Source organism: Ruminococcus sp. CAG:57, from assembly GCF_000435935.1.
GTDB lineage: Bacteria > Bacillota > Clostridia > Oscillospirales > Ruminococcaceae > Hominimerdicola > Hominimerdicola aceti.
The window spans coordinates 26,726-40,778 of sequence record NZ_FR890787.1 but is presented as its reverse complement, the minus strand read 5'-3'; the positions used below and the strand labels follow the sequence as shown (position 1 = coordinate 40,778).

The following is a 14,053-nucleotide window of genomic DNA, read 5'->3' as shown; positions in this document are numbered from 1 at the left end:
TCTCAGCCGTGTTTTTTTGTATGTCTTTATTCTTTCCTTACTGTGGTGTCTGCTGAACGTCCTGCATTTGCGGAGCAAAATTTGCAAGGGAATAGAGCCTGTTCATGAAATCACCGTCAACAAAGAGATTTTTCACAAGCACCTTTGTGTCAGGATTTTTGTTCTTAGGGTTGATTGTCTGCTGATAAACTGTGAGATAATTCTCATTGCCTGACTTGCTCACATAGCAATCTATCACCATATATGTAGGCAGGAATTGAGTAACAGCCGTCTGATAATCAAAAAGCGTGTAAGGGCTTTGCTCCATTGAAACCTTAAATGACTTTATGTCCTCAGGCACCATGAATTTGTATGCATCCTTGAGGTTTTTGTATTCTGCCCAATCGTCCTCAGACTCTATAAAAGGCTCTTTTGACTTGATTCTCACACCGCCCACAAGGAAAGCCAGCAGAAGGATAAATTCACTGCCCCATACTATCCACAGGATCGTGCCGTTCACAAGCGAGCCGTTATCTCTTGATGAATGTGATGACTTGTAAGACCAGCGACCCTCCTTGTTGATAGACTTTATATCATTCCAAAGGTCAGACGGGTGTGCGATTATGTCAAAAAGACCTGTCTTGTCATACTTCCTGAAATCGTAGGTGTAGTCATATGCGTTCATGGTGTATGACTTTTCAAGGCTTTTCTGTGCGGATTTTTTATCCTTGCCAAGAAGCTTGTCAAGCTCGAAAAACTGCCATACAGACTTTTTCTGCATCGTGGCAATGTCCTCGTCTGTGAAATCGCCTGTTGAATCGTTGCTGAAAAGATCATATGCCTTGGTCTGGTGATAAAAGTCATAATAATCACCGAAGCCGTCTGTGTTTTCATCAAAAAGCATATTCAGCTCGTCATAATAATCATAGGCTGTGTATTCACCCATAAGCTCATAGCCATATTTTTTCAGATCGTTGTAATCATACAGCGCCCATTTAAAATATGAGGCAAATAAAAAGCCCACCACTGCACAGGCAACTGCCACAACTGTGTTTCGCATTTTGAATGCTCTGACTATCTTTCCTCCCACAAAGCCAAGTGCGCATGACACCGCTATCGCAGCGATAACGTTGAGATAGATGATAGTGCACCAGCCCTCAAAAAGCAGATAGAGCCAGAAAAGCAATCCGCCGCATACTGCCGTTGCAAGCACCATGAGCACTGCTCCAACTGGGCTGAATTTGCCCGACTCTTTGTAATGTTTGTGTTCTCCCATTTAAAATACCCCCTTATATACTTCAGGCATAAGCCATGAAGAAATTATATCACAAATTTAAAGATTTTTCAATAGTTTTGCTGAATTTATGCAGGCATAAAGAGAAATTTTTGTGGAAAACTATTTGCAATTATGAAAGGAGCGAACTTAGATGATAGAAAAGGATACAATAAAGCTTCTCAGGGAGTGCGATGCAGGAATAAAAATGGGTGTGCAGTCTATTGAGGATTCGCTGAAATACACTTCAAACGGAGAGCTAAAGCGAACGTTAGAGAAAAATCTTGCAGGGCATGTGGAGATACAAGAGAAGCTTCAGGGACTTTTAAATTCATATCATGACAGCGGAAAAGAGCCGCCTGCTATGGCAAAGGGCATGGCATGGCTTAAAACCAACTTCAAGCTTGCGGCAGAGAGCAGTGACGACGCTGTGGCAGATTTTATAACGGACGGCTGTAATATGGGCGTGAAGTCCCTGTCTGGATATCTCAACAATTATAAGGCGGCAGACGAGAAGTCCAAGAACATTGCCAAGGAGCTTATATGTCTTGAGGAACGCCTTTCTGTAGACATGAGAGGATATCTCTCTGCAAAATAGGCATGAAAATGGCAGCCGTGGAGTTTTTCCTACACGGCTGCCTTATCTTATTTAGATACAACACAGTTTTTGCCCTGATTTTTGCCCTTGTATAGCAGCTTATCCACTTTTGAGATACCCTCGTCATAGTTTTCGTTCGGAGTCACTGAGTAAACTCCAAAAGTCATGGATATATTGAAACTTCGAGAATTTTCCTTAAATGTACACTCATGTATTTTCTGGCAAATGCTCTTTGCTATCTTCTCACAGCTTTCTGTGTCTGTATTTGGAACAACGAATAGTATTTCCTCACCGCCCCAACGGCACACATAGCCCTCGCTAGGCACGTTTCCAGCTATAACATCTGATACCACTCTAAGTACCTTGTCACCGACTTCGTGACCATATGTATCATTAACGTGCTTGAAATCATCAATATCGCCCAAACACATAGAATATACGCTGTTTGTCCTGCGGCTGTTGCTTTCTATCTTTTTGATAAAATCCATCATGGCACGGCGGTTGAAAAGCTGAGTGAGTGGGTCGATAGTAGCGAGCTTTTGAAGCTTTTCGTTCTGTGCTTTTGCTTCACGCTTGTTATGCTCATTTGTGAAAATGTATATGGAAGATACATAGATAATTATAATAAAGCTGCATAGAGTATTGTAAATGTATAAGATATTCTCTCTGTTGGTATCAAAGCTGTAAGGTGCGACTCTGTTTGTGACTATGATACGCATGACTATGAACACAACAACATCAAAGGACGAAAGTATATATGGTATCGCTTTCCTGTTTTGTGTAATGAAAAATGGAATTGGTATTATACACAGCATTATCTGCGTAAATCCTGCTGACCAGCCTATGTAATAAGCACCCATGCAGGCGTGTACTATTATCTCGCCAAGCACAAGGTAAGTAAATGATATTTTGCCTATCTTCTTAAAATGAAGCAGGAAATACATCACTGCATAGAATGCTACGCTGAAATAGTTATAATATACCATTTGGTATACTCCGAACCGATAAAACAGCACAAGATATATTATATGACCTAACAGCAGTATGATATCACCATAGCGATATATTTCCTCTGCGGTGAACATTCCTGCAAAGAGGTTTATTTCTTTTTTTATTTTCATACATTTGTTTCTTTCTTTGATATTTGGTTTGATATTATAAACAAAATCACTTTACTTTAATAGATATATTATATACTATTTTAAACGTTTTTGCAAGACTAAATTTGTACAAATTATCATGATGAATTTTGTAGGTGCTAGTCTAAAAAGTGCGAAAAATGGCGCTTATTTGTTGCTTTTCATAGCGCGCGTAAATCATATTATATTGATATGAACAATATGAAAAAATATAGTGAAAAAAATATTGCCGGCAAGCCATGGGCTATTGAAAAATCCTGATGGATATGTTATAATAATATTTATGAGTATTTTTTAAGAGGGTTTTATTATGCAGGGTTGTAAAAAGGTTGTTTCCATTCAGGATATATCGGGCCTTGGCAGGTGTTCGCTGACGGTGGTGATACCGGTGCTTTCGGCAATGGGTATTCAGGTGTGTCCTGTGCCTACGGCTGTGCTTTCGGCTCACACGGGCTACAGCGAGTTTGTCATGAGAGATCTTACGGACTTTATGAAGCCTGCATTGGAACACTATAAAAAAATGGATATGAAATTTGACTGTGTGTACAGCGGGTTCCTGGCTTCAAGCGAGCAGATAGACCACTGCCTTGAGTTTTTCGAGGCTTTTCCTGACGCCCTGAAGGTCGTAGACCCTGTTATGGGTGACGGTGGAAAGGCATATAATACCTACACAAAGGAGCTTTGCAGCCGTATGGTCGAGCTTGTAAAGGTGGCGGATATAATCACGCCTAACCTCACAGAGGCGGCTATACTTCTTGGTGAGGAATATCCTACGGCTTCAATGCGCAGCTCTGAGATAAAATCATGGCTTGTAAGGCTTTCAAAGCAGGGCGCAAAGATCGTTGTTATCACAAGCGTAAATCTTGCAGACGGCGGAATGTCAACTGTAGGCTATGATAAAGAAAATAACAGCTTCTGGAAAATAAAGAATGATTATGTTCCTGCACACTATTCAGGAACGGGAGATATGTTCACAAGTGTTCTTATTGGAGGACTTCTCAAGGGTGACAGCCTGCCTATCGCAATGAACAGAGCCACAGCGTTCACAGAGCTTACTGTCAAGACTACATACAGCTACCAGACCCCATGGACAGACGGTCTTATGCTGGAGGGTCAGCTTCCTTGGCTCACAAGCTATCAGGAGCTTAGGGACTATACGAATTTGTGATATTTGGAAGTGTTACCGAAGATGAACAGACTTAATATCGTGCTTGTAGAGCCACAGATACCGCAGAACACAGGTAATATTTCAAGGACTTGTGCAGTGACAGGTGCGGCACTGCATCTTGTGAGGCCTTACGGCTTTGAGATAAGCGACAAAAAGCTAAAGCGTGCAGGACTTGATTACTGGGATAAGCTGGAGATACATGAGTATGACGACCTTGACGACTTTTTCTCCAAAAACAGTGGTGAGTTTTACTTTTTTACCACAAAGGGCAGAATGGTACACTCAGATGTGGATTATCCGCAGGATAGGGAAGTGTATATAATTTTCGGCAGGGAGGACAAGGGTCTGCCTGAAAAACTGCTTTATGAAAATCCCCAAAGCTGTGTGAGGATACCAATGAGGAAAACGCTCAGAAGCCTTAATCTTTCAAACTCAGTGGCGATAGCCTGCTATGAGGTGTTAAGACAGTGGAATTATCCCGACCTTGGCAGAGAGGGCAAGCTGACGCAATATACATGGGACGAATAAAATAAATAAAAAAACGGAGGGTGAATTTATGGCAAAAATAAAATTTCTTACCGACTCAGCGAGCGATATCACTGAGGAGCTTGAAAAGAAGCTGGATATCCAGATAATGAATTTCAAGGTGGCAATGGGTGATGACAGCTACACATCAAGGATAGATTTCGACAACGAGAAATTCTACAAAATGCTCGACGATTTTGACGGCATACCTGTTACATCGCAGATAACAGCCTTTGAATATCAGGAAACTTTTGAGAAGCTCTACAGCGAGGGCTATACTGATGTTATAAACACTACCATAAACTCAAAAGGCTCGGCAACATACAACAACGCTGTTATGGCGGCAGAGGAGTTTTATTCCGCTCACCCTGAGGCAAAGGGCAAGTTCACTATATACAATATAGACGGCGAGAGCTACTCAGGAGCGTATGGTTATGCAGTAGTTCAGGGCGCAATGAAAGCCACAAAGGACGTTCCTGCGGCTGATATCGTGGCATTTATGGAGGACTGGATAAAGAACTGCGTTATTTTCTTTGCACCATATACACTCAAATATGCAAAGAAGTCAGGAAGGATTCCGTCTGCGGCTGCTTTTGTGGGCGAGGTAATGGGTCTTAGACCTATCATGAGGATACATGACCATGCTATCGTTACAGAAACAAAGGTAAGAGGCGACAAGGCTATTGTGCCAAAGATACTTGACCTGACTGTAAAGGAAATGATACCGCAGACACCTTACTGCATCGTTTACGGCAATGACGAGAGTGTCAGGGACGAAATGGCACAGGCTATGACGAAGAAGGTGGGCTATCCACCTGTGGAGTGTTTCCAAATAGGTGCGGCAATTGCAATAAACGCAGGTCCAAAGGTGACGGGCGTTATCTTTAAGGCACAGAACAAGTAAATTTGATATGGATATAAAAAGACGGACGTTTCGCTTTGAAACGCCCGTTTTTTGTCAGCTCATGCTGTTATTTGTTTTTGCGTGATCTTCTGCCTGCAACTACAAGTCCGCTTCCTGTGATAAGGATAGTAAAGAGGATACCGCCAAGGTCATTGCCTGTGTTAGGGTTTGTGCTTCCTGCATTGTTCTTTACAGGGTTCTTGCTGTCAGTGTTTGAGTTGCTGTTTGTATTTGTGCTGTTGTTTGAACTTGTGTCTTTGCTGTCTGAGTTTGTATCGCTGCTGTCAGAGCTTGTATCATTTGCCTTTGGCGTCATAGTAAGGTCAGTGATGACCCACAAGGTGCCGTCAGAGCCGTCGCTCGTATCATTTTCATAGCGTTTGTAATTCACAAATTCGCCGTTTATCTTAAGCTTAGTGTCTGGTCCGAATATGTAAGAGGTATTTTCACTCTCAACAAAACCAACAGCCGTCACATATACACCATAATAGTAAGTCTTTCCGGCTTCAAAAGCGCTGATCTTGTTTTCATAAATTTCGCTTCCCCACTCTGGCTCTGTAGAGATCAGACCGGTCTTGCTGTCAAGCTCCCACCACGCAGCTCGGAGCGCATAGTTTGCGCCGTCTGGCACATTGCCTGTAAACACTGGCTTGTCGCCGTCCTTGAAGTTGATGGTGGCGTCGTTGATCTCCACCACGTCAATAACTTTCACGGTGGACGGCGTCATGGTCAATACATTGCTGAACCAAATGGTTTCACCGCTATCATCCACATCGATCTGATCGGGTGTCAGGGTGATTTCTTCGCCGTTGATATAGAGCTTCGTGTTCTGATCGAAGCGGTAGCCCTCTTCCATGCCCAAATCGGAAATCTTGAAATATACGCCATAGGTATAGCTTTTGTCGGCTTCAAATTCCGTAATGAGCTTACCGTTATAGCGTTCGTTCCAGTAGTCGCTGGAGGTAATGCCATAACCGCTGCCGTCATTGGCGTCCCACCGCTGATGATCGGTGTCAACGATAGGGTCAATGACACCGGTGCTGAAAAGCGGTTTATCTCCGGCATTAAAGTTGATAATGGCATTAAGTCGGATTTCTTCAACAGCCTGACCGGGGCGCAGCTCTGTTCCATATCTAATAAGACAGGTCTTGCCGTCATCCATCACCATGACCCACGCGCTAGACGGCAGGCTTGCTCCATTCAGTGTAACATTTTCATTTTTCAAATTGCGATCGAAGGTATAGCCGTCCTTTGCCTGAAGTTTCACGGAATATATATACCTTCCGCCCTTTTCAAAGGTATTGAATCGAACATCGTCGTCCGAATAAACGCTTTCATCAGAATACCAGTAGCCAACCGTGTGCATTGTGTCGTCGGCGTCCTTTTCCTGCTTTTCCCAACACTCAAAGAGAATATCATATTTATCCTGATTAGTGCCTGTTCGCTTGGCCGATGCCTGTGGGGCATTGCCCGGCTGATAATCGAGCTTCACGTTTTCGATATCGATCATGTTAATACTGCTTAAAGTTGCCGCAGGCGTCCAATGTGCTTTTAGAGTAATATTCCCAGTGATCTTGGTATCAAAGGTATACTTTGCATCATTTAGATACCACCCAGCAAAATCATAGCCGTTCCTCTTCGGTTCATTTGGCTCGATCGCAGAAGTATTCAATACCTTTTGCTCTGACACTGCACTTCCGCCGTCTGAATCAAATGTCACTGTGAACTCATCAAAAGACCATGGAAATACACCACAGTTCTCGATCGTACCTCCAGAAATGACAACAATCGCCGTATTGTTTTTGCCATATACTGCATTGCCGAGACCTCCCAAGTCTACCTTGCAGTCCTTAATTGTGCCGCCGGTCATGGTGAAGCTGCCATTTTCGTATATGTTCACTGCACCGCCATTATTGCATGCAGAACAGTTTTCAATCGTTCCGCTGTTCATCACGAAGAAGCCGCCCTGCTTGACAAATACAGCACCGCCGTCGTCATCCGCTCTGCAGTTGCTGATCGTACCATCGTTCATTGTAAATGTGCAGCCCATGCCTATATCCACAGCAGCGCCGTCATCACCTGCTTTGCAATCCTTAATAGTACCGCCGTTCATAACGAACTTGCCGTACTTGACCGGAGTTTCCGTTACACCAGTGTTGGATACATCCACTGCGCCGCCGTCTCCGTCGGCATCCGTGCAATTCACGATACTGCCGCTCTCTAGAGTAAGCGTTCCGCCCTTGACTTCAAATCCGCAGTTCTTGTTCTGCCCATCGATCTTGCCATTGGTGCCGCTGTCCTTTACTGTTAGGTTTCCGCTGCTGCGCACCCGAATTATATCCTCATCTGTCGAGCTGCAGCTCAGGGTATATCCGTTGAGATCAAGAGTAACAGTGCGCTCCACATCTAGTTCCCAGGTGGTCTCAATGTTTCCGCCCAACTTGATCTCTGCAAATTCCGTATTTTCCAATGCCGACTTCAGTTCCGTTTCATTACTGACTGTAGAATTTTCAGCAAATGTCAACATAGACATTTGTGGTGCTGCCAAACATAGGGTAAGGATAAAAGCGGTTATTCTCCCTTGCAGTGATCGTTTTTTCATAATATACATCTCCTTTTGATATTATATTTTTTCTCATGTTCGTTATTATCCTATAAGCACACCTCCATTACTTTGTATTTTCCCTAATGTGATATCCTTTATCACATTATAACAAATCTATGAATAAATTTGTGATTTATTTCATAATAGTCATATGCCAATTTTGAAATTATATATCGTGGGGGACTTCCTTTTTTGATAAATATGATATATAATTAACGTAATACCATATGACAGCGGGAGGGATCGTTAAAATGAAGTTTTGCGAACAGCTTGGTAAGTATATAGAACAGCTTTCCTGCACGGCAAAGGAGCTTTGTGAGTTGTCAGGGATATCTCCCTCAACATTTAGCAGATACAGAAGCGGAGAGAGAATACCTGAGATAGACACTGTGGCGTTTGACGGGCTTTGCAACGCTCTTGAGGCTGTGGCAAGGGAAAAAGGCTATGGCGATATGACAAGGGAGAACATAAAAAGAACCCTTCTTGACTGTGAAGATATCATACCTGCCGACAGAGAGTCTATGCGGCAAAATTTCAATACCCTTATCTCAGCCCTTGATATAAACATCAAGCGTATGTGCAAGGAGATAAATTATGATGTTTCCACCGTTTTCCGTATACGGAACGGCACTAGAAAGCCTGCCGACCCTGAACGCTTTGTCGCCGCAATAGCAGGCTTTACTGCAAGGGAGCTTAGAACTCCCACAGAGATATCAGCGGTCGCACAGCTTGTGGGCTGTAATGAAAGTGATATAGAGGATGTGTCACAGCGTTATGAAGTGATATGCAAATGGCTGTTCAGCGATCATGCCAGACAGAGCAGAGAGATAAAAAGCGGTGGAATTGAAAAGTTTCTTGATAAGCTTGATGAGTTTGACCTGAACGAATACATAAAGGCGATACGTTTTGATGAAATGAAAGTACCTGCATTGCCTTTTCAGCTTCCTGTGTCAAAAAGTTATTTTGGCATCAAGGAAATGATGGAAAGTGAGCTTGATTTTCTGAAAGCCACAGTCTTGTCACGTTCTAATGAGCCTGTGATAATGTACAGTGATATGCCTATGAAGGAAATGGCTGATGATCCCGAATTTCCGAAGAAGTGGATGTTCGGTATGGCTCTGATGCTTAAAAAGGGTCTGCACCTTTGTCAGATACATGATCTTGACCGCTCCTTAGATGATATGATGCTTGGTCTTGAAAGCTGGATACCGATGTATATGACGGGGCAGATAGCGCCTTACTATTTGAAAAACGTACAGAATAATGCTTTTTTGCATTTGCTGAAGGTATCAGGTGCGGCGGCTCTTTCAGGGGAAGCCGTGGCAGGCTTTCACAGCGAGGGCAGATATTATCTGACCAAGTCCAAAAAGGAGCTTGGATATTATCGTAAACGTGCCAATGATCTGCTTTCAAACGCCTGCCCGCTTATGGAGATATACCGAAGTGACAGGGAAAAAGATTTCAGCGATTTTCTCACTGCCGACTCTCACAGACGTGGCGGGCGCAGGAGTATTTTATCTGCTCTGCCTGTTTATACTATGGATAATGACCTGCTCAATAGTATACTTGACAGAAACGGCATTGACGACCGCCGGGGCAGAGATATAAAAGCTTATGTCAGCGAGCGTAAAAAGCGAGTTGAGAGCATACTGGAAACCATGACCATAGAGGATGAGATATGCTGTCTTTCCCGAGAGGAATTTGAAACACGTCACCATGCCCTTGACCTGTCGGGTGTATTCTGTGCCAGTGATGTTCTTTACAGCTATGATGATTATTCTGCACATTTAAAAAGCACAGAACGCTATGCACAGACACATGAAAACTATAGCCTTAAATATGCTAAGCGGCAGACCTTCTGCAATTTGCAAATACTGATCCATGAAGGTCAGTGGGCGATGATATCAAAGGGAAATGCGCCTGCTATACATTTTGTTATACGACACCCGAAGCTTCTCAGCGCCTTAGAGAATTTCATTCCGCCTGTTATAGAAGATCAATAAAATGCAGGATCATACTATCCCCTTGGTGTTCCTGACGAAAAACGGACGTTTCCGATGGAAACGTCCGTTTTTATAGCCGAAAGAAATATATTCGGTTATTATTCTTCGTCCTTTGCGGCAAATCTGTTGAAGATAAATGCAAATATCGCAAAAATAACATATCCTGCGGCAATGACAGTAAGAATGTTCTTTGTCACTTCAACGCCTGTTGACGGATTTACTTTTGAGCTGTCAGCCTGCGATGAGGCCTCGTCAACTATCTGCTGTATCTTTTCTGTTGCCTGTGATTCTGTAAGCTCCTGCGAACTGTCGTCCTCGCTTACTGTAGTAACAGCCGCACCGACATTTGAAGGCTGTCTGGCTGCTGTTGTGGTGGTGCTTTCAGGCTGTGTGTTTTCGTCAGCCTTTGGCTCTGTGCTTGCTGTTGTAGTAGTTGTGGTCGTTGTTTCGTCAGCAGGCTTTGGTTCTGCCGCTGTGACCTTTGTAACAGCTGATGTGTCAACTGCTTCCTTGACAGGTGTTACTTCTACGGAAGCTATCTGAAAATCTGCATTTGCCTTTAAGTAATAAAGCTGTACGAAAACCTCATCGCTTGTTCTTGAAGGGTCAAGATCTGAGTATATCCACTGTGCTTCCTCGCCGCCTGTGAGCTTCGTACTCTGTGCAGACCAGCTTCCGTCTACCAACGCACCGACTGCACCGCTTGCGTTGCCTGATGACTTTACGTTGACCTTTACATTGTAATGCTGAGAATAGTCTGTTATGTAGTCAGAAAGCTTGAAGCCGAACTGAAGGGAAGTTTCGCTGTTGAAGTCAGCGTCACCCTGCTTGTGTGTGAAAAGCGGTTCGGACTCAGGCTTTGCAGATGTTGTGGTTGTAGTGGTCTGAGTTTCGCTTTTTGCTGTTGTAGTCGTTGTGGTGGTTTCAACAGGCTTTGTTGTAGTTGTTGTAACTTTCTCAGACTTAGCCGTAGTTGTGGTAGTCGCTTCGGACTTGGTCGTAGTCTTTGCTGTAGTCGTCGTTGTAGTTGTGGTCGACTTTGATGTAGTTGTAGTAGCTTCAGCCTTAGATGAAGCAGTCGTAGTGGTCGCTGCAGGAGTTGTTGTGATCTCCTCCCCTGCACTGACAGTGAGCGGTGAACCCGCTGTAGGTGCTGAGTATGAAACTGACTTGTATCCACCGTCAGCTTCCGCCACCATCGTTTCAACCTCTACCCAATAGTTTATCTTGCCTGTTACGCCGTCCTTTACCTTGAAAGTCGCAAGGGCAAGGTCTGTTCTGTCCTTTATGTTAGAACCTGTAAGGTTTGCACCGACTATTTTTATAGTGCCTGATGAAGCAACATAGTTGGTTATAACAGAAAATTTGCTTCTCACATTGTATGTACTCTCGCTCTCTTCATCGGTCGGCACATATACTGTTACCTTTGACGGGTCATAATGCAGGTCTATAGTGAAGCCTGCAACGCCTGTTTTATCAGGCTCAAGGCTTGCTTTTACGTTTATGCTGTCGCCTGCCTGTGCAAAGTTCTTGTCGCTTGTGAGCTTTATCTCGTTTCCACCCGATGCACTAGCCACTGTGGAAACAATGCTCGTGAGCATAAGAAACGCTGTTGCCACCGACAGCGCCATCTTGTTTATTTTCAGTTTTTTCATTTGATACCTCCGTTGCAAAATTGTGTTTTTCTGTCAGTATTTTGCTCTTGATTAATTTTGTTTACTATTGTTTTGTCTTTAATTTGTAATAATTCATTATAAAATATTACAAGTTCTGTTACCTTTGTCGTAATAGGATTATATCACAATATAAAGTAACACGTCAATAGTCAAAACAGCGAAAATAAGCATATTTTTTTGGATATATTTATAATGAGAGCATTTGTGTCACAATATGTATGTACCGATCAACAGCAAATCCACTAAATAGGCTGTAATAAATCTGTAACCTTTAAGTGAAAGCTGCATTTTACTAAATGTAAATTTTTTATGAATCAAAAAGACTGTTGACAAAGCCCAGAGAAATGTACTATAATGAGGGTGAAGTTTTGTACTTGATACAGAAAAATGTACAAACCAACGTGTGTAAAAATAAGGACTTATACATAGGTGTGCCTTGTTGCGGTATTGCCTATATATTCTGAGGTGAACGAGTTGATAAAAAAGATGATTTCATATATCCTGTCATTTGCTATTGCAGCGTCAATGGCGGCTTCATGTTTGACGGCTTCAGCGGCAAATATGATGGGAAGCTGTACGGCAGACGTTCTGAACGTTCGCAGCGGTGCAGGCACAGGCTATTCTAAAACAGGCACAGTAAGCTATGGCGACAGCCTGACTATACTTTCCGAAACCACCGACTCAAGCGGTGCGAAATGGTACAAGATATCATGCGGCAATGTGACGGGCTATGTTTCGGCGGCATATGTTCAGCTAACATCAAGCGGCTCGCAGGGCAGTTCTGACGCTGATTTTGAGAGCTATATGACAAAGCAGGGCTTTCCTGAAAGCTATAAGCCATATCTGCGAAAGCTCCATGAACAGCACCCAAAGTGGATATTTACCGCTCAGAAGCTTGGCGTGGATTGGAACACTGCGTTAAAGGAAGAATGTGTTGTGGGCAGAAACCTTGTCCACTCGTCGGCTCTGGCTTCATGGAAGTCAATGGAAAAGGGTGCGTATGATTTTAACGGCGGTTATTGGTATGGGCTTGACGGCTCGTGGGTGGCGGCTTCAAAAGAGATAATAATGTATTATATGGATCCGAGAAATTTTCTCAACGATACATACATTTTCATGTTTGAAAATCAGTCATATGATCCCTCGTATCAGACGGAAAGCGGTGTAAAAACTATTCTTGCAGACACTTTTATGAGCGGAAGCTACACTTGTCCTGACACAAAGAAAAAGTATACATATTCGCAGACCTTTATGGACGCTGCAAAGAAATCGGGCGTTTCACCTTATCACCTTGCTTCAAGGTGCAGGAACGAGCAGGGCGTAAATGGTGCGCCGCAATCCCTTGGTACTGTGAAAGGCTATGAGAATTATTTCAACTTCTTTGACATTCAGGCTTATGCCACATCTACAATGACAGCCGCAGAAATGGGCTGTAAGTATGCAAAAACTACTAATCCGACCTATCTTCTTCCTTGGACAAATCAATACAAGTCCATAGTGGGCGGCTCGATATTTTTAGGCACAGGCTACATAACAAAGGGTCAGGATACCCTTTATCTGCAAAAATTTGATATGGTAGACGGCGGAAACGGTCTTTATTACCACCAGTATATGACCTGCGTTTTCGGTCAGGCGAATGAAGCCATAAGCCTAAAAAACGCCTATTCTCAGGATATTTTGAACAGCGCAATGGAGTTCAAGATACCTGTCTACAACAATATGCCTGATAAACTTTGCCCAAAGCCTACAAGCAGTGGAGATAACAACAATTATCTTAAATCTCTCAGCGTTTCAGGCACGAGCATTTCGCCAAAGTTCGATAAATTCACCGCAAGCTATACTGCCAAAGTCAATGCGGAGGTTTCTTCTGTTACTGTTAATGCAAATCCGCTTGGCAAAAGCGCAAAGGTGTCTGGAAAGGGTAAGTTGAGCCTTAAAACGGGCGAAAACACTGTCAAGGTCACCTGCACAGCGGCAAGCGGAGTGAAACGGACGTACACAATAAAAATAACAAGAAAAGCCGCTTCACAGACCCTGCAGCAGGGAGATGTGAATGGTGACAAGTATCTGACAGTTGTGGACGCTTTGCTCATGCTGCGTTATAATGCAGGCAAGACGCAGCTTGATCCCGCTCAGCTAAAGCGTGCGGATATGAACGGTGATGGAAAGGTCGATGTTATCGA

Annotated in this window: 10 protein-coding genes; 6 read left to right on the top strand and 4 right to left on the bottom strand. The window is 43.4% G+C overall.

What is annotated here, in order from left to right; all coding sequences use genetic code 11:
• Positions 1 to 37 precede the first annotated feature (37 nt).
• Entirely contained in the window at positions 38 to 1,255 is a 1,218-nt protein-coding gene (locus QVO88_RS10845; RefSeq protein ID WP_022288478.1) for a hypothetical protein, read from the bottom strand.
• 151 nt (positions 1,256 to 1,406) lie between these two features.
• On the opposite strand from QVO88_RS10845, the gene QVO88_RS10840 reads away from it, so the two are divergent.
• Positions 1,407 to 1,850: a hypothetical protein gene (locus QVO88_RS10840; RefSeq protein ID WP_022288477.1), complete on the top strand. Its 444-nt coding sequence runs from the start codon at positions 1,407 to 1,409 to the stop codon at positions 1,848 to 1,850.
• 47 nt (positions 1,851 to 1,897) lie between these two features.
• On the opposite strand, the gene QVO88_RS10835 is transcribed toward QVO88_RS10840, so the two are convergent.
• Positions 1,898 to 2,971 carry a GGDEF domain-containing protein gene (locus QVO88_RS10835; RefSeq protein WP_022288476.1) on the bottom strand — a complete coding sequence of 358 codons (1,074 nt, stop codon included), beginning with the start codon at positions 2,969 to 2,971 and terminating at the stop codon, positions 1,898 to 1,900.
• A gap of 328 nt (positions 2,972 to 3,299) precedes the next feature.
• On the opposite strand from QVO88_RS10835, the gene QVO88_RS10830 reads away from it, so the two are divergent.
• Genes QVO88_RS10830 through QVO88_RS10820 form a run of 3 tightly spaced genes read left to right on the top strand, consistent with a single transcriptional unit; the run spans position 3,300 to position 5,586 of the window.
• Complete coding sequence (locus QVO88_RS10830; protein ID WP_022288475.1) at positions 3,300 to 4,157, top strand: pyridoxamine kinase; 858 nt, start codon at positions 3,300 to 3,302, stop codon at positions 4,155 to 4,157.
• A 21-nt stretch (positions 4,158 to 4,178) separates the two neighbouring features.
• Positions 4,179 to 4,685 (top strand): tRNA (cytidine(34)-2'-O)-methyltransferase, encoded by a 507-nt coding sequence (locus QVO88_RS10825; RefSeq protein ID WP_022288474.1) that lies wholly within the window; start codon positions 4,179 to 4,181, stop codon positions 4,683 to 4,685.
• A 28-nt stretch (positions 4,686 to 4,713) separates the two neighbouring features.
• Complete coding sequence (locus QVO88_RS10820) at positions 4,714 to 5,586, top strand: DegV family protein (RefSeq protein WP_022288473.1); 873 nt, start codon at positions 4,714 to 4,716, stop codon at positions 5,584 to 5,586.
• 67 nt (positions 5,587 to 5,653) lie between these two features.
• On the opposite strand, the gene QVO88_RS10815 is transcribed toward QVO88_RS10820, so the two are convergent.
• Entirely contained in the window at positions 5,654 to 8,188 is a 2,535-nt protein-coding gene (locus QVO88_RS10815; protein WP_022288472.1) for an InlB B-repeat-containing protein, read from the bottom strand.
• Positions 8,189 to 8,442: 254 nt separating this feature from the next.
• On the opposite strand from QVO88_RS10815, the gene QVO88_RS10810 reads away from it, so the two are divergent.
• Complete coding sequence (locus tag QVO88_RS10810; RefSeq protein WP_022288471.1) at positions 8,443 to 10,194, top strand: helix-turn-helix transcriptional regulator; 1,752 nt, start codon at positions 8,443 to 8,445, stop codon at positions 10,192 to 10,194.
• 98 nt (positions 10,195 to 10,292) lie between these two features.
• Here the strand turns inward: QVO88_RS10810 and QVO88_RS10805 are convergent, their stop codons facing one another.
• Positions 10,293 to 11,849 carry a cohesin domain-containing protein gene (locus tag QVO88_RS10805; RefSeq protein WP_022288470.1) on the bottom strand — a complete coding sequence of 519 codons (1,557 nt, stop codon included), beginning with the start codon at positions 11,847 to 11,849 and terminating at the stop codon, positions 10,293 to 10,295.
• A 495-nt stretch (positions 11,850 to 12,344) separates the two neighbouring features.
• Here QVO88_RS10805 and QVO88_RS10800 point away from each other — a divergent pair.
• Positions 12,345 to 14,053 (top strand): SH3 domain-containing protein (locus QVO88_RS10800; protein ID WP_288178023.1); only part of this gene is annotated, 1,709 nt, incomplete at its 3' end.